The 22,310-nt window shown below is 58.7% G+C and carries 17 protein-coding genes and 3 pseudogenes; 12 read left to right on the forward strand and 8 right to left on the reverse strand.

The genetic code is table 11. The annotated features are described in order from the left end of the window. Positions 1 to 3 precede the first annotated feature (3 nt). Together QY76_RS11040 and phsC are read left to right on the forward strand one after the other, a co-directional pair. Complete coding sequence (locus tag QY76_RS11040; RefSeq protein WP_034163342.1) at positions 4 to 576, forward strand: 4Fe-4S dicluster domain-containing protein; 573 nt, start codon at positions 4 to 6, stop codon at positions 574 to 576. Then, on the forward strand, positions 573 to 1,340 hold the full coding sequence (gene phsC, locus QY76_RS11045; protein WP_034163343.1) for a thiosulfate reductase cytochrome B subunit: 768 nt from the start codon (positions 573 to 575) through the stop codon (positions 1,338 to 1,340). The genes QY76_RS11040 and phsC overlap by 4 nt, the downstream gene beginning before the upstream one ends. Positions 1,341 to 1,411: 71 nt before the next feature. Here the strand turns inward: phsC and QY76_RS11050 are convergent, their stop codons facing one another. The 3 genes from QY76_RS11050 to pabB form a co-directional block, all read right to left on the reverse strand. Further along, complete coding sequence (locus QY76_RS11050) at positions 1,412 to 2,779, reverse strand: L-serine ammonia-lyase (protein WP_034163344.1); 1,368 nt, start codon at positions 2,777 to 2,779, stop codon at positions 1,412 to 1,414. A 467-nt stretch (positions 2,780 to 3,246) separates the two neighbouring features. Beyond that, a complete protein-coding gene (locus tag QY76_RS11055) occupies positions 3,247 to 3,819 on the reverse strand; it encodes a CoA pyrophosphatase (protein ID WP_034163345.1) in 573 nt (190 codons plus the stop codon). Further along, positions 3,810 to 5,198, reverse strand: coding sequence for an aminodeoxychorismate synthase component 1 (pabB, locus tag QY76_RS11060; RefSeq protein ID WP_034163346.1), 1,389 nt, complete (start codon positions 5,196 to 5,198; stop codon positions 3,810 to 3,812). The genes QY76_RS11055 and pabB overlap by 10 nt, the downstream gene beginning before the upstream one ends. A gap of 142 nt (positions 5,199 to 5,340) precedes the next feature. Between pabB and QY76_RS11065 the strand changes: the two genes are divergently transcribed. Further along, positions 5,341 to 5,535, forward strand: coding sequence for a YoaH family protein (locus tag QY76_RS11065; protein WP_012848677.1), 195 nt, complete (start codon positions 5,341 to 5,343; stop codon positions 5,533 to 5,535). Positions 5,536 to 5,565: 30 nt separating this feature from the next. Here QY76_RS11065 and purT read toward each other — a convergent pair whose 3' ends face one another. Continuing rightward, entirely contained in the window at positions 5,566 to 6,744 is a 1,179-nt protein-coding gene (purT, locus tag QY76_RS11070) for a formate-dependent phosphoribosylglycinamide formyltransferase (RefSeq protein WP_034163347.1), read from the reverse strand. A gap of 431 nt (positions 6,745 to 7,175) precedes the next feature. Here purT and cfa point away from each other — a divergent pair. From cfa to QY76_RS11105, 7 genes and pseudogenes are all read left to right on the forward strand, one after another. Next, positions 7,176 to 8,329 (forward strand): annotated as a pseudogene (gene cfa / locus QY76_RS11075) (cyclopropane fatty acyl phospholipid synthase). Between the two features lie 498 nt (positions 8,330 to 8,827). After that, positions 8,828 to 9,037 (forward strand): cold shock-like protein CspC, encoded by a 210-nt coding sequence (gene cspC / locus QY76_RS11080; protein ID WP_034163349.1) that lies wholly within the window; start codon positions 8,828 to 8,830, stop codon positions 9,035 to 9,037. Between the two features lie 164 nt (positions 9,038 to 9,201). Next, positions 9,202 to 9,522, forward strand: coding sequence for a YebG family protein (locus QY76_RS11085; protein WP_034163350.1), 321 nt, complete (start codon positions 9,202 to 9,204; stop codon positions 9,520 to 9,522). Between the two features lie 122 nt (positions 9,523 to 9,644). Next, entirely contained in the window at positions 9,645 to 9,968 is a 324-nt protein-coding gene (yqfB, locus tag QY76_RS11090; protein WP_034163351.1) for a N(4)-acetylcytidine aminohydrolase, read from the forward strand. A 1,669-nt stretch (positions 9,969 to 11,637) separates the two neighbouring features. After that, positions 11,638 to 12,495 (forward strand): EAL domain-containing protein, encoded by an 858-nt coding sequence (locus QY76_RS11095; protein WP_034163352.1) that lies wholly within the window; start codon positions 11,638 to 11,640, stop codon positions 12,493 to 12,495. Positions 12,496 to 12,627: 132 nt separating this feature from the next. After that, complete coding sequence (locus QY76_RS11100) at positions 12,628 to 14,685, forward strand: S9 family peptidase (RefSeq protein ID WP_045427927.1); 2,058 nt, start codon at positions 12,628 to 12,630, stop codon at positions 14,683 to 14,685. Between the two features lie 32 nt (positions 14,686 to 14,717). Continuing rightward, positions 14,718 to 15,527 (forward strand): alpha/beta fold hydrolase, encoded by an 810-nt coding sequence (locus QY76_RS11105; protein ID WP_034163354.1) that lies wholly within the window; start codon positions 14,718 to 14,720, stop codon positions 15,525 to 15,527. A gap of 69 nt (positions 15,528 to 15,596) precedes the next feature. Here QY76_RS11105 and ompC read toward each other — a convergent pair whose 3' ends face one another. Next, positions 15,597 to 16,718, reverse strand: a complete 1,122-nt coding sequence (ompC, locus tag QY76_RS11110) for a porin OmpC (protein ID WP_034163355.1) — start codon at positions 16,716 to 16,718, stop codon at positions 15,597 to 15,599. Between the two features lie 1,362 nt (positions 16,719 to 18,080). Further along, entirely contained in the window at positions 18,081 to 18,323 is a 243-nt protein-coding gene (locus QY76_RS11115; RefSeq protein ID WP_012848661.1) for a DUF4060 family protein, read from the reverse strand. Positions 18,324 to 18,547: 224 nt separating this feature from the next. On the opposite strand from QY76_RS11115, the pseudogene pfkB reads away from it, so the two are divergent. Next, a pseudogene (gene pfkB / locus QY76_RS11120) lies at positions 18,548 to 19,500 on the forward strand (6-phosphofructokinase II). A gap of 76 nt (positions 19,501 to 19,576) precedes the next feature. On the opposite strand, the gene dps reads toward pfkB, so the two are convergent. Further along, positions 19,577 to 20,086 (reverse strand): DNA starvation/stationary phase protection protein Dps, encoded by a 510-nt coding sequence (dps, locus tag QY76_RS11125; RefSeq protein WP_034163357.1) that lies wholly within the window; start codon positions 20,084 to 20,086, stop codon positions 19,577 to 19,579. 314 nt (positions 20,087 to 20,400) lie between these two features. After that, positions 20,401 to 20,625 (reverse strand): annotated as a pseudogene (locus tag QY76_RS11130) (YobH family protein); the annotation flags it as partial. Positions 20,626 to 21,573: 948 nt separating this feature from the next. Between QY76_RS11130 and QY76_RS11135 the strand changes: the two are divergent. Further along, a complete protein-coding gene (locus tag QY76_RS11135) occupies positions 21,574 to 22,065 on the forward strand; it encodes a hypothetical protein (protein ID WP_045427917.1) in 492 nt (163 codons plus the stop codon). The last annotated feature ends 245 nt before the right edge of the window (positions 22,066 to 22,310 follow it).

Here is a 22,310-nt window from a genome sequence, read left to right on the forward strand (position 1 = left end):
TCGATGAATCAGAACAACAACCACTACGTCATGCTGCATGACGAGAAACGCTGCATTGGCTGCCAGGCCTGTACCGTCGCCTGCCGGGTGCTGAACGATGTGCCTGTGGCGTACAGTCGGCTGCAGGTGCAGATCCATCTGCCGGAGCAGGAGATGGAGGGGCGCTTTCGCTTTGTCCGAGTCTCGTGCCAGCACTGCGCCGATGCGCCCTGCGTCAGCGTGTGTCCGACCGGTGCCTCTTTCCGGGATGATAACGGGATCGTGCAGGTCGATAAGTCCCGCTGCATCGGCTGTGACTACTGCGTCGCCGCCTGTCCTTTCCACGTGCGCTATCTGGATCCGCGCAGCGGCGTCGCGGATAAGTGCAACTTCTGCAGCGACAGCCGCCTGTCGGAGGGGCTGGCGCCCGCCTGTGTCTCGGTCTGTCCGACCGATGCGCTGCACTTCGGTCGCCTTGAGTCGGCGGAGGTGCAGAGCTGGATCGGCCAGGAGGAGGTCTATCGCCAGCGGGATGCGCGCAGCGGAGAGGTTAGCCTGTATCGTCGTAAAGAGATCCACCGGGAGGAGCAAGCATGAACAGCATTTGGGGTGCGGAGTTACACTATACGCCGGACTACTGGCCACAGTGGCTGGTGCTGGCGGCGGCGCTGGTCGCCGCGCTGCTGGCCGGGCTGGCGCTGCACGGGGCGCTGCGCTGCGCCCTGGCGCCGAAGCATGCCCCGGGGATACCAACGAGGCTGTATCTCTACTCGGCGGTGGTGCGCAGCTGGCACTGGAGCAACGCGCTGCTGTTTGTTCTGCTGCTGCTGAGCGGGCTGTGTGGCCACTTTTCGCTGGGGCCGGTGGCGCAGTGGGTCGCCCTGCATACGCTGTGCGGCTATGTGCTGATCGTCGCCTGGGTCGGCTTTGTGCTGATCAACCTGCTGAGCGGCAACGGACGCCATTATCGCGTCCGCTGGCGGGGGCTGATCTCGCGCTGCCTGAGCCAGGCGCGCTTCTATCTGTTCGGCATCATGAAGGGGGAGGCGCACCCCTTTATCGCGGATGCCCGGGGCAAGTTTAACCCGCTGCAGCAGCTGGCCTATCTGGCCATCATGTATGCGCTGGTGCCGCTGTTGATGGTCAGCGGTCTGCTGTGTCTCTATCCGCAGTTTAGCGCCGGACAGGCGCCGCTGATGCTGACGCTGCACATGCTGCTGGCGGTGGTCGCGCTGATGTTCCTGTGCGCGCATATCTATCTGTGTACGCTGGGGGATACGCCGGGGCAGATCTTCCGTAGCATGCTGGATGGCTACCATCGCCACCGCGAGCACGATGGCGCGCCGGACGCGCGTCCGTAGCGCGATAGGGGGAGCGGGTAAGACAGCGGGGGCGAATGCCCCCGCTGTGCTATCACCGCGGCGGCGTTGCCTCAGCCGCACTGCACCTTGATAGCCAGGCCGCCGCGAGAGGTTTCCCGGTACTTGGCGTTGATGTCTTTGCCGGTCTCGTACATGGTCTCAATCACCTTGTCCAGGGAGACGCGCGGCGCGGAGGTGCGCTGCAGCGCCATTCGGGCCGCGTTGATCGCTTTCACCGAGGCGATGGCGTTGCGTTCGATGCACGGCACCTGTACCTGACCGGCGACCGGATCGCAGGTCAGCCCCAGGTTGTGCTCCATGCCGATCTCCGCGGCGATGCACACCTGCACCGGGCTGCCGCCCAGCAGCTCAGCCAGCCCGGCGGCGGCCATGGAGCAGGCGACGCCCACCTCGCCCTGACAGCCGACCTCAGCGCCGGAGATCGAGGCGTTCATCTTATACAGGGCGCCGATAGCGCCGCTGGCCAAGAAGTAGCGTACGAAGACGTCTGGGGTCACGGGCTCGATAAAGTGGTCGTAGTAGGCCAGCACGGCCGGTACGATGCCGCAGGCACCGTTGGTCGGCGCGGTGACGACGCGTCCGCCGGCGGCGTTTTCTTCATTGACCGCCAGGGCAAACATGTTGACCCAGTCGATCACATTCATCGGATCGCGTGAGTATTTGTCGCTGGTGACCAGCATCCGGCGCAGCGCGGCGGCGCGGCGCGGCACCCGCAGCGGCCCCGGCAGTATGCCTTCGGTGTTCAGTCCGCGCTCGATGCAGGCCTGCATCGTGTCCCAGATGGCGGTGAAGTAGGCGTAAATCTCCTCTTTGCCGTGCAGCGCCAGCTCATTTTTCATTACCAGCCCGCTGATGGAGAGCCCGGTATCTTCACAATAGTCCAGCAGCGCCTGCGCGGAGTGGAACGGGTAGGGGACCGTGACGCCGTCGCTGTTTTCCTGGCCGAAGTGCTCCTCATCAACGATAAAGCCGCCGCCGATGGAGTAATAGGTTTTGCTGTACAGCGGTGCGTCACCGGCGCCGTAGGCGCGGATGGTCATGCCGTTTTCATGCAGCGGCAGGTTATCGCTGCGGAAGACCATTCCGCCGTCGCGGGGGAAGATGACCGGGTGGCCTTCGCGGCCCAGGGGCAGGCGTTCGCTGCTCTCCACGCTGCGGATAAACGCGGGGATGGCGTCGATGTCGACGCTGTCCGGCAGGTTTCCCGCCAGCCCCATAATGATGGCGATATCGGTGTGATGGCCTTTGCCGGTCAGTGAGAGCGAGCCGTAAACGTCAACGGCAACGCGCGTGACCGACGGCAACAGACCCTGCGCCGCCAAATCATCGACAAACTGTTTCCCGGCTTTCATCGGGCCGACCGTATGGGAGCTGGAGGGGCCAATGCCGATCTTGAACATGTCGAAAATGCTAATCACGCTAAAGCTCCTTAAAGAGGCTATGTCTTGTGCTGCTGGTGTAAAGTCGTCGACCGGCGCAATCGCGGGTCACGTGTCACCCAGGGGCGCCGTCGCGGCGGCGGCGGGTGGAGTTGTTATCGCCGATTCGCATTAAATAATTTAATGCTGCGCAGGCCCCTTTAATGGGGCGCCAACAATAACCGAACTGCGGCATCGGCGCACGCGCAATTGTGCCACTGGCGTGCTCTCCCGCGCGGGAACGCGGCGATCGGCGGTACGGCAAGCTGCGCAAAATAACCATGGGAATATGCTGCCAACTTCCACTTTTCTATCATATGACCCTGTGAAGAGTGAAAATCAAGACATATTCACATTGTTGCTCCGCTTAGGGCCGGCGACGGTCCGTTTTTGTCGGGTAGCTAGCAAAAACGCGCGCCGCGGCGGTGCGCTGCTCGGATAAACTGAGGTAGGGAGCGGGTGCCGATTCAGGGGGCGCGGGTCTGCAGGGCCAGGCGGCGGATCATCGCCGCCGTCAGTCCCCAGATCAGAAATTCCCGGTAGCGGGACAGATAAAGACGGTGCGCCGCGCCGGCGCGGGTCACATCCAGCGGGTGATAGCGGCCCGGCTCCAGCGCTTGCGCCAGGGGCAGCTCAAAGATCTGCGCGACCTCGTCGCGGTTGGGGCACAGGCGCAGCGGCGTAGCAAGGATGGCGACCACCGGCGTGACGCAGAAGCCGCTGCTGCTGTCCTGCGGCGGCAGATGGCCGAGGATCCTGACCCCGGCGGGATCCAGTCCGATCTCCTCCTGCGCTTCGCGTAGGGCGGTGGCATACAGAGAGCTGTCCTGCCTATCGCGCGCACCGCCGGGAAAGGCGACCTGACCGGGATGCTTACGCATGTCGGCTGCGCGTCGGGTCAGCAGCAGGGTCGGCTGTGGGCGGTTGACGATGGGGATCAGCACCGCCGCCTGGCGCGCGTGGTGCGTCGGGCGCTCCGGCAGCGGGCTATTCAGTTGAAAATGGGTCACAAAGCGGGCCAACGCCGGGCTTAGTCGCATCGCGCAGGCGCTCCGTCCGCCAGCAGCGGCAGGATCCGGCTGACCTTGTCCAGCGTCTCCTGGTACTCGGCCTCAGCCTCGCTGTCGGCGACGATGCCGCCGCCCGCCCAGCAGTGCAGGCGTCCATGCTCCGCCAACAGGGTACGGATCGTGATGCTAGTATCCATATTGCCGCAGGCGCTGATATAGCCAACGGAACCGCAGTAGAGGTTACGCCGCTGCGGCTCCAGCGCATCGATGATCTCCATGGCGCGGATCTTGGGGGCGCCGGTAATCGAGCCGCCCGGAAAGCAGGCGCGCAGCAGATCGCAGGCGTCCAGCCCCCCGGCCAGACGGGCGCGGACGGTGCTGACCAGATGGTGAACGGCGGGGAAGGTTTCCACCGCGAACAGTTCGGGCACGCTGACGCTGCCCGGCGCGGCGATCCGGCCAACGTCGTTACGCATCAGATCGACAATCATCAGGTTTTCCGCGCGATCTTTGGCCGAGGCGGCCAGGCGCAGACGCTGCTGGGCATCGTCATGGGGCGCCGGACACCGGGGCAGGGTGCCTTTGATCGGGCGGGTTACGATATCGCCCTGGGTGAGCTGCAGGAAACGCTCCGGCGAGACGCTGAGCACGGCGCTGTGCGGCAGGCGCAGGAAGGCGGAAAACGGCGCCCGGTTGGCCTGGGTCAGTCGCAGGAAGGCCTGCCATTCATCGCCGCGGTAGTCGGCGCTGAAGCGCTGGGTCAGATTGATTTGGTAGCAGTCGCCGGCCTGTAAGTGGGCCTGTATCCGCTGGAAGGCTTGGCGGTACGCGTGTCGGCTCAGGTTTGCCTGCCACGCAGACGTCAGGCTGAAGGGGGCGGCGGGGGCAGGCGTCTGCGCCAGCAGCCAGGCCAGCCGCGCCCCGGCGTCCCGCCAGCTGAGCAGCGTCACCCGGCGCCGCTGATGATCGACGATCAGCGCCCAGTCGTAGATCCCCTGCGCCATGTCCGGGGTCTGCAGATCGGCGCAGGCTAGGCTGGGCAGGCGTTCGAAGCGTCGCCCGAGATCGTAGCCCCACAGCCCGAGCGCCCCCCCGCAAAACGGCAGATCCGGCTGCGGCGGGCAGCGGGGAAGATAGCGCGCTATCGCCGCGCGCAGCAGGGTCAGCGGATCGCCATCGTCGTTACGGCAGGCGCCCTCCCGCGAGGCGATCTGTGTCCGTCCGCCGCGGGTCTGCAGTGTGGCGCAGGGGTCGGCCACGACAATATCATAGCGGTTGTGGGCGTGGTCGGCGGCGGCGGAGCTGAGCAGCATGGCCCAGGGATGGTGCGCCAGCGGGGCAAAGTAGCGCAGCGCCGCATCGGGCTGGTAGGGAAGATCACGCTGTGTCAGTTCGGGGATAGCGGTCATGGCGGCGCGGGTGTCTCATCGGTCTGTATATGATTTAGGTCAATTATCTACGGATGGCGCCTGCGCGGCAATCACCACGGCGCTGTTCCGTCCGCTGGCTTGGCTATATACTGCAGCGGAAATAACCGAGAGGAGACGTTGTATGGTTGGCGGTATGCCGGCATTAACCCATGAACAGCAGCAGGCGGCGGCGGAGCGCATCCAGACGCTGATGACGCAGGGGATGAGCAGCGGAGAGGCGATTGCCCAGGTCGCCGCAGAGATCCGCGCCAGCCACCGCGGTGAGCAGATCCGCGTGGCGTTTGACGAGACGGACGACGACGAGGCGTCGCAGTAGGGCGGGGCGCCAGCGGCACCCCGGGGACGCTCAGGGGCGGATAACCACCGACGCCGCGCTGTCCCTGGCGCGCTGGCGCGCCGTTTCCGTACTCTCTCCCCAGGCCAGCGCGACGCCGAGGCGCCGCACGCCGTCGATGTGCGGCTTGCCAAACAGGCGCAGCTGGGTTGCCGGGCGCAGCGCCTGCGAGAGATTGGCGAAGGTGACGTCGTCGCTGTGCAGCGACGGCAGCAGTACGGCGGATGCGCTGGGGCCAAACTGGCGAATCACGCCGATCGGCAGCCCGAGAAACGCGCGGACATGCAGCGCAAACTCAGAGAGATCCTGCGAGACCAGCGTGACCAGCCCGGTGTCGTGGGGGCGGGGGGAGACCTCGCTGAAGATCACCTCATCGCCGCAGACAAACAGCTCTACCCCAAATAGACCATATCCCCCCAGCGCTCGGACGACCGAGGCGGCGATCGCCTGCGCCCGCGCCAGCGCGGTAGGGCTCATCGCTTGCGGCTGCCAGGACTCGCGGTAGTCGCCCTCCTGCTGGCGGTGCCCGATCGGCGCGCAAAAGTGGATCCCGTCGCTGGCCTGTACGGTCAGCAGGGTTATCTCGAAATCGAAGCGAACCTCTCCCTCGACGATGACGCTGTCGGCGTCGCCGCGGGCACCCTGGCGGGCGTATTGCCAGGCAGGTGCCACGTCGTCGTCGCAGCGCACAACGCTCTGCCCCTTGCCCGATGAGCTCATGACGGGCTTGACGAAGCAGGGATAGCCGATCTCTGCCACCGCCTGGCGAAACGCCTCGATGCTGCCGGCAAAGCGATAGGGGGAGGTGGGCAGAGCCAGGGTCTCGGCCGCCAGGCGGCGGATCCCCTCGCGGTTCATCGTAAGCTGTACCGCCCGGGCGCAGGGAACGACCCGCTGGCCGTCGCTCTCCAGCTGCAGCAGCGTTTGCGTTGCGATGGCCTCTATTTCTGGCACGATATAGTCAGGGCGCTCGCGTTCGATAAGCGCCCGCAGGCTGTCGCCGTCGCGCATATCCATGACGTGGCTACGGTGGGCGACCTGCATGGCCGGCGCATCGGCATAGCGATCCACGGCAATCACTTCCAGACCGAGACGCTGGCTCTCAATAGCGACCTCTTTGCCGAGCTCTCCGGCGCCTAGCAGCATGACGCGGGTTGCGTGGGGACGAAGGGCGGTTCCGATTGGCTGCATGGATTCTGTTCCTGTTTACTCGGGGAAATCATCGTCGGCAGTATATACGAAACCGTTTGCGTGGCAACGGGAAAGATTTTATTACAATGAGCAACAAAGCGAAAATATTTAAATAACCATTTGTATTTCATTATGTTGACTATGATCTGTCGGGGCTGCCTTACACAATTGTGCGCTATGTCTCATTAGAGCGTTTTCGCCGTCGGAGGCAGGGATATACTGGAAAAACGGGGAATAGGCGGGGTGCCGGATGCGCACATTTAGCACTGTTTTTTCCTCATCGGCGCGCGAGGCGCCGCAACTTGAAGATTTGTATTATAAATAATATTGTATGATCAATTGATTTGGTCGGAAGGACGCCGGCCGCTTAAGACTCCAACAGCGTTGCGCAAATGCAGGAGTGCATCGGGTGCAGCGGGAAGGTATGTGGAATGAGTAGTGCGACCTGCATTGAAGAAAGCGGATTAAAACAGGATAACTGGTATCGTATCGCGGAAGAGATGCTGAGCCGGGCGGGGATTACCATCAATGGCACACAGCCTTATGATATTCAGGTAAAAAACCCGCAGTTTTTTCACCGTGTACTGCAAGAGGGATCCCTGGGACTGGGCGAAAGCTACATGGATGGCTGGTGGGAGTGCGAACGGCTGGATATCTTCTTCCAGCGCATTCTGACCGCCGGTCTGGATACCCAGCTCCCGAAGCACGTTGCTGACATGGTACGCATCGCGTCCGCGCGGATCTTTAATCTACAGAGCCGTAAACGCGCCTGGATCGTCGGGAAAGAGCACTACGATTTGGGGAACGATCTGTTTAGCCGGATGCTTGACCCGCATATGCAGTACTCCTGTGCCTATTGGAAAACGGCGCAGACGCTGGAGCAGGCCCAGCAGGATAAGCTGAAACTGATCTGTGAGAAGCTGCAGCTGCAGCCGGGCATGAGGCTGTTGGATATCGGCTGCGGCTGGGGCGGGCTGGCGCAGTATGCGGCGGAAAACTACGGCGTCTCCGTGGACGGCGTGACGATTTCTGCCGAACAGCAGAAGATGGCGCAGGCGCGCTGTCAGGGGCTGGATGTCAATATTCTGCTGCAGGACTATCGCGATCTGAACAACCGCTACGATCGCATTGTATCGGTGGGGATGTTCGAGCACGTCGGCCCTAAAAACTATCGCACCTACTTTGAGGTGGCCGCGCGTAATCTGAAGGCGGATGGCCTGTTCCTGCTGCATACCATCGGCTCTAACCAGACTGACCTGAACGTGGATGCCTGGATCAATAAGTATATCTTCCCTAACGGCTGTCTGCCGTCGGTGGCGCATATCGCCAACCACAGCGAAGGGCTGTTTGTCATGGAGGACTGGCACAGTTTTGGGCCGGACTACGATCGCACCCTGATGGCGTGGCTCCAGCGTTTCCAGACGTGCTGGCCCGAGATCAGCGATAGCTACAGCGAGCGTTTTTACCGCATGTTCTGCTATTACCTTACGGCCTGTGCCGGGGCATTCCGCGCCCGCAACATTCAGCTGTGGCAGGTCCTGTTAAGCCCGCAGGGAATTGAGGGGGGATGCGCGTACCGCGTTAATCTCAGCACCTGCGCGGGGGCGCAGAACAGAAAACAGGCGGCGCCGGATTAATGCCAGCGTCGCCTGCTGATTATGTCTGACAATATACGCGGGGCGAGGGGAAGGTGAGGCAAGGGGAGATGTTTTTATGCGCCGAGTAACGTTGATAAATGTGATTGCCATTTCGTAAATTGCGTTAAAAAACCATATTCTGCTGTTTGAAAGATTTGCGTGTATATCATAATGCAATGAAATTTATAATATTTTATATTTAATTTCATTTTATCAACATCCTGTAATAATAATCCGCAGTGCGGCCTTTTTTGCGCCATGATTAAAAATAACGGCTAATCATTTGCACCTTGAAGTGAAGTATGTCATTAATAATGGCGCCTTAAAACGGGGCGTTGTCTGCGCTGAGGAAATATCTGGATTGATGATTTCTTTAGCATGGCGACGACCTGATTAATAGAGTCAAGTATGCCTTAGGGCAGTTTTTCAAAGTGAAGGAAAGCGTAATGAGCAAGAAAACCGGTCAGGTCAAATGGTTCAACGAAAGCAAGGGATTTGGTTTCATCACGCCAGCTGATGGCTCCAAAGATGTCTTCGTCCATTTTTCTGCCATCCAGAGCGAGGGGTTCAAGACCCTGGCAGAAGGTCAGCAGGTTGAGTTCTCTATCCAGGACTCCCAGCGTGGCCCGGCCGCAGCCGACGTGGTTGCGCTGTAAGTAAACCGCTTCACCACGGTTGATAAAACCCGCCATCGGCGGGTTTTTCTGTTTTTGGCTGCGAAATCAACCGAACGGCAGCCATTGCTGCGCTGGAGGCTTGCAGATAGCCCCTCGGATCATTTACTGTATATAAAAACAGTATCAAGGTGAGAGTGGGTAAGATGGCCGTAAATATTCAATATGTTGTGGTGCGCGATGGGGTGGAAAAAATGACCTTTACCAGTAAGAAAGAGGCGGATGCCTATGACAGGATGCTGGATTTGGCGGATAGCCTGAGCGAGTGGCTGGCGCAGGCGCCGCTGACGCTGGAGGAGGGGCAGCGTGAAGCACTGAGCTTTTACCTGGCTGAACAGAAAGAGAGCCTGGGACGCCTGCTGCGCGGGGCTAGCGTGGCATCGCTGGTGGATGCGTCATCGTCGGCGCCGGCTAGCGCAGCGGCCGACGGGGAGGCACGCGCGGCCGAAAGGGCGCAGGCTGCCTAGCGTACCGTCGTCGTCGGCGAGCCCTCGACGGGAGCGCATGCCGATGCTGGCAGTGTTGGCAGCGGGGGGCGCGCAGGATATCATGCCGCTCTTTCCCGTTGATCGCCGCAGAGGAGCGACAGATGACACCCGATATCACTTTTTATCGCCGCTTTCAGGCGGATATTCTCGCTGGCCGTAAGACGATTACCATCCGTGATGACAGCGAGTCACATTTTCAGCCGGGACAGCGGCTTACGGTAGGGCGCTACGAGGATGGGATCCCCTTTTGTGAGATTGAGGTGATTGACGTGACGCCGGTGACGCTGGCGCAGCTGAACGCGCAGCATGCCGCTCAGGAGAATATGACGCTGGATGCGCTGCGTGGCGTGATCGGAGAGATCTATCCGCAAGTCGATCGGCTTTATGTCATCGCCTTTTCACTGGTGCGCGCGCTGGCGGGCTGAGGCCCGGGTGCAGACGCTTTTCCGCAGGCAGCGCTGCCGCCGTCGGCGATACGCGCTCTGATGACGCGCCGCCGCCGTTATTTCCACGGCGACTCGCCTTGGTGCCCTGGTTTATTCTTCGGCGACCGCTCTTTGTGGTTATATGCGCAATATATTACCCGTGGGGCCATCAATGGATGATTCTACGCACGGGGCCGCGTTATCGCCGATGCTATTGGCGGTAGGTATGGGGGGACGCGGCGTCCATTAATTTAGCCGCGGCTGTTGGGTTATTTTAATTCATGGCTAATTATTGCGTGCATTATATTAATGATGCGAATCATAATGCGCCTATGCTCTGCTCCCGCACGCCGTATCGATAGCGCAAAGGCGTGCGCTCTGCCGTGGCGCATCCCGCGGCGAGAGATCCCGTATGGCGTGCGCGGAGCATCGCCGGCGGGTGCGGCGGTTCCTGTCAAGCGCCGGCGTGGCTATCAATGTGCTTTTTGTATAATTCATTTATATTTAATAGGTTATTTTAATATACGGCGGGGCCGCCCGTCGCTGTCAGACGTTTGCGGCTGGTGAACGACGCCGCCGGCGCCAGTCGTCATCGCGCGATATTCCCCCGGCGCCCTGTACGCTTGACCCGTGCGGGGCAGGGCTATCCGGCGTGGGATAAGCGCATCATCGATACATTTATTAAATATTTTGCATGGTTACCATAGCGTTCGGTCATGATGCTGAAAGGGGGCGGGATATCCTCCGGCGCTGGCGTGTTAGCTGCGCCGTTCTCGATATCCTCGAGCCTCACTTCACCGGGGGAATTTATTGCATGCGCCGCGCGGCATCATCTTCCGCGCCGATGGACACGCCTATGGGATGAATAATTAAATGGATCATATATATCTTATTTTAAGTTGCCATTTTATCCTGTGATGAAAAGGAGACGCCTGCGGCGGAGAGGTCAAGGTATCGCCGGGCGCTGAGGCGGGTTGATGGGAGGAGAGAGCGCGACTCCCGTTGGCCCACGTCGCTCCGGCGCGTGAGTGCACCACCCGATCGTTTGGCTATCCGCCGGGCGCTATGCGCGAGGATGCCCCGTAGCCCTGCGGCGTTACCTGGCGCAGCGAGGGACGAGCCGATGGAGGGCTATCCGGCATACAAGATGCGCGCTAAACGCGGCGGATTGCGCGCGCCAAAGCCGGATGAGACGGCGTACGTATCTCTGACCCCGGGCGCGAGATTGTTAAGCTCAAAGCATCGTTTCCTTCACGAATGTGATCTGATAGACATATTAATATATTTAGCTATAAAAATAGGTTCTAATTCTGTTTTTTTTGATATATGAAGGTTTTTTGTTCTGATTTGCTGCAAATTATCGGATTATATCGTCATTCTCATCATATTACCCTCTAAGCGCATGGTTAATTATATCTATTCATTTACCCACTATCAGCTAGAATAGTGGCTGAATCCGCTGGATTAGATAAACTTTGCTAATATGCCAAGGATGATTGATGCAATGTTCCAGAATAATAAATATTCACTTTAGTAAATACTGACGTAGCAGATACTTTAGCAGCGATTAATTTTTGTTGTAATAATGGCAAGCTGTCAACTTTGACACTACACGCAGTCAATACCAGTGCCTCCTCATATGAGAAGGCAAATAGAATTAGATAGCATAATGAATAGTGAACATTACCATCTCTTAAGTGATGTCAGATCGGTAGCGCCGTCTCATAAGCAGGCTGAGGCGCTGCGGGTCAGGCTGCAATATGCACTCGCTAGCGACGAGTTTTATCTGGAGTACCAGCCGCAGTGGAATGTTCATGGGCACATCCAGGGCGCGGAGCTATTGATTCGCTGGCAGCATCCTCGCTATGGCGTACTGTTGCCCGAGCGGTTTATGGATGCGCTGATGAGCTGTCAACTGGGGCCCGCGCTATTTGGCTGGTTAGCCGAGCGCGCGCTGCCGCTGCTGCAGCGCCTGCGTAGCGAGATCACGCCGGACTTCAGCCTGTCCTTGGCCCTACCGCTGAGCCTTGCCGCCAATGAGGCCGTGCTGGCCCCCTTTACCCACCTGCTGTCCCAGTATGGTTTGACGCCAGCGGCGATTGCGCTGATCTGGCAGGGGAGCGACGATCTGCTGTCGAATCCCGCCTGCCTGGCGGGCATGCACGCCCTACGTGAGCAGGGATATGGGGCCGCGCTGGCGGAGTACGGCGAGGGATATCGGCAGCTGGCGGCCCTGAGCCAGCTGCCGCTGGATCGGATGCATATTCCCCCGGGGGTGATCGGCCTGCTGCCGCACCCGGATGCCATGGTGATGGTTCAGCTGATGCTGCGCCTGGCGGATAAAATGGCCATGCGCTGCTGCGCGCAGCGGGTCGACAGCGTACAGCAGTTTGAGTGTCTGTCGGCAGCGGGATGCCGCGATTTTCAGGGTTCCTATCTTTTCCGTCCCCTGAGCGCGGATCAGCTGGCGGTCGTATGCCACATTTTGAGCGACGCCGACGAAGAGGAGTCACCCTCAGGCGGGTGACCCGCCGCGTTATCTCACGTAATTCCGCTTATCCTATCAGGCATACGACGGTATTTTTGCATTTTCACCGCCCGCGGATTGTGTCACCCTGTTATAAGATGGCTTGTGTGATGAATCCGTTAGGCATTAACAATGAAAAAGGCACCAAAAGCAGCAAAACATCCCTATGAGATCGTGACGCATGGGGATCGCCGGGTTGATGATTATTACTGGCTGCGCGACGATACCCGCAGCGATCCACAGATGTTAGCCTACCTTAACGCGGAAAACGCCTATAGCGAGCGCTGCCTGGCGCCGCAGTCGGCGCTTCGATCGGCGCTCTTGGCAGAGATGGTGGCGCGTATTCCCCAGCAGGATGCCTCCGTTCCCTATGTGCGCAACGGTTACCGCTACCAGCACCGCTACCGGCCCGCCGCCGAATATGCCGAGTATTGGCGCCAGCCTGAGTCGGCGAGCCCGGAGAGCGAGACGGCGTGGCAGCTGCTGCTGGATACCAATCAGCGTGCCGAGGGGCATGATTTTTATGCGTTGGGCGCACTGGAGGTTAGCCCGGATAACCGTCTGCTGGCCGTCAGCGAGGACACGGTGTCCCGGCGGCAATACACGCTGCGCGTAAAATCTCTGACGGATGACGACGTCTGGCTGGAGGAGTCGATCGAGGGGTGCGATGGGCATATCGAATGGTGTAACGACTCCCGCGCCTTTTACTATATCCGTCTGGATCCACAGACCCTGCTGCCTTATCAGGTCTATCGCCACCGCCTGGGCACGCCCTGCAGCCAGGATTGCCTGATCTATCAGGAGTTGGATGACGCATTTTACCTGGGGCTGGAAAAGTCGCTCTCTCAGCGCTACGTGATGATCCATATCAGCAGCACGACGACCTCCGAGGTTCTACTGCTGGATGCCGATGACCCCGAGGCGCGGGCGCACTGCTTCCTGTCGCGTAGGCGCGACCACGAGTATTCGCTGGAGCACTATGACTCGCGCTTTTATATCCGCTCTAACCGGGAAGGGCAGAATTTTGCCCTGTACTGTGGGCCGGATGGCGATGTGCTGAGCTGGCAGACGCTGGTGCCGCCCCGCGATGCGGTCATGCTGGAGGACTTCTGCCTGTTTCAGGAGTGGCTGGTGGTGGAGGAGCGCACCCATGGGTTGACGACGCTGCGCCAGATCCGTCGCGACGGCGGAGAGGAGCGGCTGATCCATTTCGACGATCCAACCTATGTCACCTGGCTGGGCTATAACCCGCAGCCAGAGATTGCCAAACTGCGCTACGGTTACGCATCAATGACGACGCCGGGCAGCGTCTACGAGCTGGATTTGAACAGCGGTGAGCGGCGCCTGCTGAAGCAGCAGAGCGTGGCGGACTTTAGCCCGCAGGACTACGCCAGCGAACGCATCTGGCTGCGGGCGCGGGACGGCGTGGATGTGCCGGTCTCCCTGGTCTACCGGCGCGATCGCTTTGTGCGCGGACAGAATCCGATCCTGATCTATGGCTACGGTGCCTATGGCAGCAGCATGGATCCCGGCTTTAGCACCAGTCGTCTGAGCCTGCTCGACCGGGGCTTTGTGTTTGCGCTCGCCCACGTTCGCGGCGGCGCCGATCTGGGGCAGCAGTGGTATGAGGACGGTAAGCTGCTGCACAAGCTGAACTCATTTTATGATTTTATCGATGTCACGCAGGGGCTGGTCCGTCAGGGGTATGCCGCCGCCGATCAGGTCTATGCCATGGGCGGCAGCGCCGGTGGGCTGCTGGTGGGTGCGGTGCTTAATATGGCTCCCCAGCTTTATCGCGGGGCAGTCGCCCAGGTGCCTTTTGTCGACGTCGTGACGACCATGCTGGACGCCTCGATCCCGCTGACGACCGGTGAGTACGATGAGTGGGGGAATCCGGAGGATCCCGAATACTACCATTACATGCGGCGCTACAGCCCCTATGATGGAGTCCGGGCACAGGCCTATCCCCATCTGTTGGTGACCACCGGACTCCATGACTCCCAGGTGCAATACTGGGAGCCTGCCAAGTGGGTGGCACGCCTGCGTGAGATGAAATGCGATGATAACCTGCTGCTACTGTATACCGATATGGAGGCGGGGCACGGGGGAAAATCGGGGCGCTTTAAAGCCTATGAAGATATTGCGTTGGAATATGCGTTTATTTTAACGCTGTCTGGCGTAACACAATAGACCCACTTGGGTGAGCTTTAGCAAGGAGTCGTATGCCAATACTGCATTTACACCAGCGCGATATGTACTATGAGGACCACGGCAGCGGCTTTCCGCTGGTGTTGGGCCACAGCTACCTGTTCGATGCCGATATGTGGCGTCCGCAGATCGAGGCGCTGAGCGCCCGCTACCGCGTCATCGTACCGGAGCTGTGGGGACACGGCCGCTCTGCGGCGCTACCGGAGGGGCACCGCTCGCTGACCTGTCTGGCACAGGATACCCTGGCGCTGCTGGACAGCCTGGGGATCGATCGCTTTGCGATGGTGGGGCTGTCCGTCGGTGGAATGTGGGGAACCGAGCTGGCGGCGCTGGCCGGCGATCGCTGTGCGGCGCTGGTTCTGATGGATACGTTCGTGGGACGTGAGCCGGAGGTAACCCATCAGCGCTATTTTGCCATGCTGGAGGCTATCGAGCAGGCCGGGGCTATCCCGCCGCCGCTGCTGGCGCAGATAGCGCCGCTGTTCTTCCGCCAGACGCCGGAGCCCGACCTGATCGCCGCGCTGAGCCAGCGTCTGTCCAGGCTACCCGCTGAGACGCTGCGCAACAGCATCGTTCCGCTGGGGCGGATGATCTTTGGTCGTCCGGATCGCTGCGATCTGTTGAGCCGGCTGCGCATGCCTGCGCTGGTGATCACCGGGGCGGAGGATCGACCGCGCCCACCGCTGGAAGGATACCTGATGGCTGAGATGTTGAACTGCCGTCAGGAGGTGGTTGCTGAGGCCGGGCATATCTGTACGCTGGAGCAGCCGCAGCGGGTGAACCAGCTGCTGCTGGCGTTTTTGCAGCAGAGTCTGCCAGGCTAAGCCGGTATCGGCGTGAGACAGATAAAAAAAGGGGCCTGAGGCCCCTTTTTGCTATCCACAGGAGTGGAATTAGAACTGGTAAACCAGACCCAGCGCAACGATGTCATCGGTGTTGATGCTGTTAGCACGGGTGAAGTCATTCTCATCCAGCAGGTTGATTTTGTAATCAACGTAGGTGGACATGTTCTTGTTGAAGTAGTAGGTCGCACCCAGGTCAACGTATTTCACCAGGTCAGCCTTGCCACCGTTAAAGCCGTTGTAGGAGTTCAGCTCAGAGGCCTTAGACTGCAGGTAGGCGATGGACGGACGCAGACCGAAGTCGAACTGATACTGGGCCACGGCTTCGAAGTTCTTCGCCTTGTTGGCAATACCGGTGGAGCCGAACGGGGTCATGTTCTGGGTTTCAGTGTACATGGTAGCCAGGTAGATGTTGTTGGCATCATACTTCAGACCCGCGCCCCAGGACTGGGCTTTGTTACCGCCGGCAACGTTGGAGTTAGCCTGATTGCCGTGCCACTTCTGATCGGTAGTACGGTTAGAGGTGGTGTACGCCGCACCGGCGCTGATGCCCCAGCCCAGATCGTAGGAGGTGGACATACCGAAGCCGTCGCCGTTCTGCTCAGTCAGCTCGTTACGGCCGTTGTTGCTTTCGCCTTTGGCATCGTTTTTACCCTGATACTGCAGGGCGAAGTTCAGACCGTCAACCAGACCAAAGAAGCCGTTGTTGCGGTAGGTGGCCAGGTTGTTGGAACGCTGGGCCATAAAGTTATCGGACTGGGCAGAGGTGTCGCCGCCGAACTCAGGCAGCACGTCGGTCCAGCCTTCGATATCGTACAGCACGCCGTAGTTACGACCGTAGTCGATAGAGCCGTAGTTGCCATACTTCAGGCCGGCAAAGCCCAGACGGGTGAAGAAGTTAGAGGAGTTGCTTTCCGGCTGGTTAACGTTAGCCTGTGCTTCCCACTGGCCATAACCGGTCAGTTGATCGTTAATCTGGGTTTCGCCTTTGAAGCCGAAACGGACGTAGGACTGGTCGCCATCTTTGTTATGGTCCTGAGAGAAGTAATGCAGACCATCTACTTTACCGTACAGATCCAGCTTGTTGCCGTCTTTGTTGTAGATTTCCGCAGCGTTAGCTGCGCCTGCAACTAACAGAGCAGGAATAACGACTGCCAGCAGATTACGTTTCACAATAATATTCCTTCTTAGTTGCTGACCGGTGCGGTCAGGTATGAGATGCCACTGCTTATTTTGTCTTTTCGTGCTGCGAGTGAGAACTAAATTGCGTTCCATCTGTCGAAGTAAACACATCGGGCACGCCCTAATCATAGGTGTTTTTTCAGCTAAATAAAAAGCAGAGTTCCATTTAATTTATTAAATGGCGTAATTAATTATGTATAAATGTAAAATGCGCTATATTTTATGACATTACGTATGTTTTTTGCGCGCCCACCGGATGCTCAACATTTTGTTATTCATTACGCTCTTTACGCTCTTTGTCTTGACGGTGAGGTCGAATTTTTGGCGATCACACAAAATGTCAATGTTATTCCTATTGTTGTTGTATACTTAAATCTCATCATTGTTACTGCATTTTATTTTTACTGTGTCTTAAATATTTTTAAGCTAACCCTTCGGGTTGGCTTTTTTTTTATAAAAATACCTTACAAATCATCGAGTTCATCTGTTGTTGTTAGCCTTTGAACCGGCGGAACCTGGTCTAACTCATTAATAATATTAATTCAGGATACGCTTTTCTAGTTATTCTACGCTGTATTGTCAGACGCGTCGTGCGTGTCTCAGAATCATGCTTGATTATTTGTGCTGTGGCCTCGATAAGCGCTCAACCGGGTGAGGTGTCCAACGATACTTCTCCGGTGTTATATCGGTTTCGATTTTTATTTTTAACAAAAGATGCGTTTCGAAGATGGCCGGACAGGGTATAAACATAATGCTCTTGGCAGGTGTTTTTTAAGCGTTGTCTGAGATCTGAGAGGCGTCGATGGTGATTATTTTCCAAGAGGGAGAGGGGGAGAAACGTCACGGCATCGTCAATATCCGGCGAAGGTACCTATGCCAGTGCTACCTGCACTCCGCACGCCCATCGGGAGCTGCGCAGAGGATCCTCCGCTCCCGCATATAATACAAAAACCCGCCGTAGCGGGTTTATTTGCTAAGAATCATTGCCGTTTTTATTCTACCACATCCTCCGTGTGGGCGCGTTTAGCGCGTTTTGCCGCGCGCTTTTCCACCAGCGTTTTCTGCGGTTTTTTCTTAGCATTTTTTTTGCTATCCATTCCCTTACTCATAGTAGCCTCTCTTTAACTATCGTTGGGTAGGTTGCCTAGTTACTTAAGCGCCGTTGCGACTGAGTTGCAAGGCCATATTCATGGATTTGTGGCAATCTATTGTTATGAATGGAATTATTTGCAGGGGATAGCTGGCAAGTAACGCTGCCATGCACGGTTTTCACCCCGGCAGTGCGCCGTGGCGCCAGGGGTGGAAGATAGCGATCTCGGATCGGGGCAGCGCGGTCTGCGTGCCCCTGGTTTTTTAGGCTGCGGTTGGCATACCGCACAGCTTGGTCAGATTGCGGGCGCCGACCATGACGGTCGCGACATAGGATTGCCGTCGAGTGACGACCTCTACGGCAATGAGCTTATCTCGGTATTTAAGGTGGTAGATGCAAGGCCATCCCTGACGGGTGCGGCCGAAGGCGTTTGCATGTTGGTCGATGGCCGCATGGGCAACAACAAGGTGAGAGAAGTTTGTATCGCCTTTAATGATTCGCTTCATACAGGCTCCCTACATAAATCCATCAATTTGCTCTGTTCAGCCTAGGCTGACCTTTCTGTTATAACACCATTCCCTATACTTCGACATGTTTCAGTCAGAATTTCCGCTATTTAGTTAACCATATCGATCGACTACGCTTAGCGGGATCCCCTATCGCAATCCGTGGGATGCGGGGAGGCCAGGCATGCTACGCTAAAGCGAATCCTACCGATTAAGGAGCGCATATGAACCCTATCTATACCCTTACGCTGTCTCCCTCACTGGACTGTTCGACCAGCACGGCCAAAATATATCCGGAGGGTAAGCTACGCTGCAGCCAGGCCCTATACCAACCGGGCGGCGGTGGGATCAACGTGGCCAGGGCCATTCATCGTATGGGGGGAAGCGCCGTGGCCATCTATCCGGCGGGAGGATCGACCGGCGCGCACTTAACCACGCTGCTACAGGAGGAGGGGGTGGCGGTTGATCCGATCGCGGCACAGGCCTGGACGCGTCAGAATATGCATGTCAGTGCGACGGCGACCGGCGAGCAGTTCCGTTTTGTGATGCCCGGTGCAGCGCTGACGCCGCGGGAGTTCGATCTCCTAGCGCAGCGGCTTGATCAGATCCCCGCTGATGCCCTTTTGGTGGTGAGCGGGAGTCTGCCGGAGAACATTACGCCGTCGCGGTTTTCCGCGCTGCTGCGCCACCTTCGCCAGCGCGGTATTCGCTGCGTCGTCGATACCTCGGGCGATGCCCTGATGGCGGCGGTGAGCCTGGGGGACTGACGCTGATTAAACCCAATCAAAAGGAGCTGGCGACGCTGAGCGGGCGGGATATGACTCAACCGGCCTCGGTTCTGCAGGCGGCCCACGCGCTGGTATTACAGGGCGCCGCGCAGTATGTGGTGGTTTCGCTGGGGGCGCAGGGCGCGATCGCCGTCGATCGCCGGGCCTGGATCCAGGTGACACCGCCGCCGATTAAGGCGCTGACGACGGTGGGCGCCGGCGACAGTATGGTCGCGGCGATGACGCTGCAGCTGGCCCAGGGAGGATCGCTGAGCGCGCTGGCGATCGGCGGCGTTGCGGCCGGAACCGCGGCGACGCTGCGCCATGGCACCGAGCTCTGTCAGGCGAGCGATGTCGCCGAGATCGCGGCCTATATTGAGGCCCACCACCCGCAGCCGCACCCCTTTTAATCCGCCGCGGATGGCGTGGATCAGGAAAGACGCGGGGGGCATCCGCCGTCCCGCGTCGATAGCGCATCGCCTAGGGCTAGTCGGCCAGATGGGCCTCGATGAACCACAGAAACTTATCCAGATCGCGCGAGGCGGCGGTCAGCATGTCTGCGCTGTCCTCATCCTGGGTAGCGCTAATCGCCGCCCGGGTGTGGTTAGCGACGACGGCATAGCGCTCCGCCAGGGCGGACAGATGCTCGCGGACGCGGGTAATATTCAGCGGGTAGGGGGCCAGCGATGAGGCGGCGGCGGTCGTTTGCAGCGTCCCCAGAGCGACGCCGCCCAGCTGAACGATACGTTCGGCGAAGATGTCCTGGTGATTCAGTAGCGCGGTACGAAAGCCATCCAGCATTTCATGCACCGCGATAAAGTTTTTCCCTTTCATGTTCCAGTGCGCCTGCTTAGTCAGCAGAGCCAGATCGATGAACTCAGCGACCAGGGGCTGTAACTGGGCGATGGTCTGCTGCTTGATCTCCGGTGCCAGATCGTTGCGGGTGGTCGCCAGGGCGGCGTCCAGAGCGGTGTTATTCAGCGGGGTTACGTTCATTATTATTTCTCCCATTGATTTACTTCGTTTATTCAATTGGACAGCGCAAGAATACGTACTGTTTGTGTCAGTATAGGGAGCGAAGCGGGATGATAGCTAAGGGGTTGTCGGTATCGATTGAATAGGTATCACCTATCGTTTGTGGTCGTCGTGTGTTTTATTTTTCACTCTCTGGCCGCGGAGGCTACGCCGGCATGTGCCTTATCGCCGGATGTGCATGGCCGTCAGGCGCCCGATGCGTGACGGCTGCGGGCTATCGCGCCCGCGGCCTCGTCGGGGGAGGCAGCCCGACTCACGGCGGGGCTACTGCCCCAGGGGGGGCTGATGGCTTTAAACAGCGGGCATTCGGCGATACCGATGACGCCGTTGCTATCGTGGATCTGTGTCTGGGTTACCAGCGAACGGGCGGTCAGATACTGGCACTGGAGCCCCAGGCCGCCTAGGTTTTTACGGCTGCTGATCAGAAATCCATAGCCGCTGAATAGCAGGACCAGATAGATGACGATCAGCAGGATTAGGGTGGTTTTTAGCAGACGCATGACAACTCCTTAGGCCTGGCGCCGGCCTGCGGCGCTCACGGTAGAAAATTAGTGAAATATTATCATAATCAGTCAGATGGGCGAGCTTTTTCCCATCGACTGAGGCGCCGATATCCGTCTGCGTGCGGATAGTCGAGGGTGATTATTTTATGCGCTCCTTAAATACCAGAGATGGCCTTGTTTTTATTTTTTGCCTTTGCTATTAATGAGCCTGCGGATATGAAGATGTTTGGTTTCCCGAAACTGAGTACTATCAAAAATAAGCGAGGTGTTTATGAGTAGAGGAAAGGATAAGGCCACCAAGAAGAAATCAGAGAAGACGCTGAAGGAAAGGCGGGCGGAGAAAAGAAATAAACGCGACGCGCCAGAATAAGTATTCTAAATAACAACCCGGGATGCGCCGGGTTTTTTATTTTTCCGAGTGCGGCTCTATCGCGCTGGCCGAAGGCCAGGCTGCGGCTTAGCCTAGGGGGTTTTAGCGCGAGCGGGAGCCGGCGCAGACAATAAAATGGGTCGCCACGCTAAGCGCGGGGAGAGGTGTGAATGCGCGCGCAAAAGCGTAAAGAGGCCTCACGAATGAGGCCTCAGATAATGGAGTGCTACATATTAAGGGCATGACCACCGCGAGGCAGAAATCCCGCGCCGTTTACTCAGTGGCTTATTCCGGGCAGGCCAAGACGAGGGTCCGTTGGGTGCTACAACTCACTGCCGTCACGAACGTAATTAAATGTACCATTTAACTCCTTTCGTTGCCTCGGATGAAATAAACATAGCGGAATCTTCAGCGACCGAGTGTGATATAGCTCACCGATCTGTCTCTTTTTTTGCGCTCGGGGAAGAGCCTTGCGCAACGCCCGCCGCCTTGGCCACCGCGGGAAATTTTACCCTAGAGATTGAGTTGTGGCGTACGCTTGCTATCATCGCGGCCTACCTAGCGAGGAATATGTGATGAAACAATATCTTTCACTGCTGGCGGCGTGTCTGCTGGCCGGCTGCAGCGCTGGCCCGCAGGCGACGGAGAGCGTGCCGCAGACGCTGCGCAGCAGCTATCAGTGCGATGTGCCGCAGGCGCAGACGTTTCCCCCGTTACAGACGGCGGCGGATCTGGTGGTCAATATGCGCCATCTCTCTCAACATGCCCAGGCGCGAAACTTCGTTGCCGGTCAATGGCTGACCCACAGTGTCCCTCTGCCTGAGCGCGATCGCATCAACGCCTGCAGCACGCAGATCTTACAGGCGTCGCGCCAGATTATCGATGCCCAGTATCAGACGGTATACCCCACGCTCAATAGCCAGGCGCAGCGTGATGCGCTGAAGGAGAGCGTCGCGACATGGCGCGTGGCGATGCAGGGGATCACGCTGCAGGGCGTTAACGATACGGCGCTCTCGGCGTTCAATACGGCGGCGGAGCGCCTGCTTGCGCTGCTGCAGCCGCGCTGAGTCCGGATGCGCCGGGGCGGGGCCTGCGGTGAATTCGCGCGTCTTCGCCCGCCCGCCGCGTGGGCAGCGGGAACGCCTGACGCCGGAGCAATGCGCATGGCGCAAGCCATGCGTTAACGGGGGCAGGGCCTGGATTCGGTCGGGGGCAATCATGGCTGCCGCATCTCACGCCGCCGGGGAGAATGGGGGGATACCATCGTGATTGCCGGGCTAGCGCGGTTAATTATCGCCCCATTTTGCGCTAG

It is taken from the genome of Edwardsiella sp. EA181011, assembly GCF_000800725.1.
In the GTDB taxonomy this organism is placed as follows: domain Bacteria; phylum Pseudomonadota; class Gammaproteobacteria; order Enterobacterales; family Enterobacteriaceae; genus Edwardsiella; species Edwardsiella anguillarum.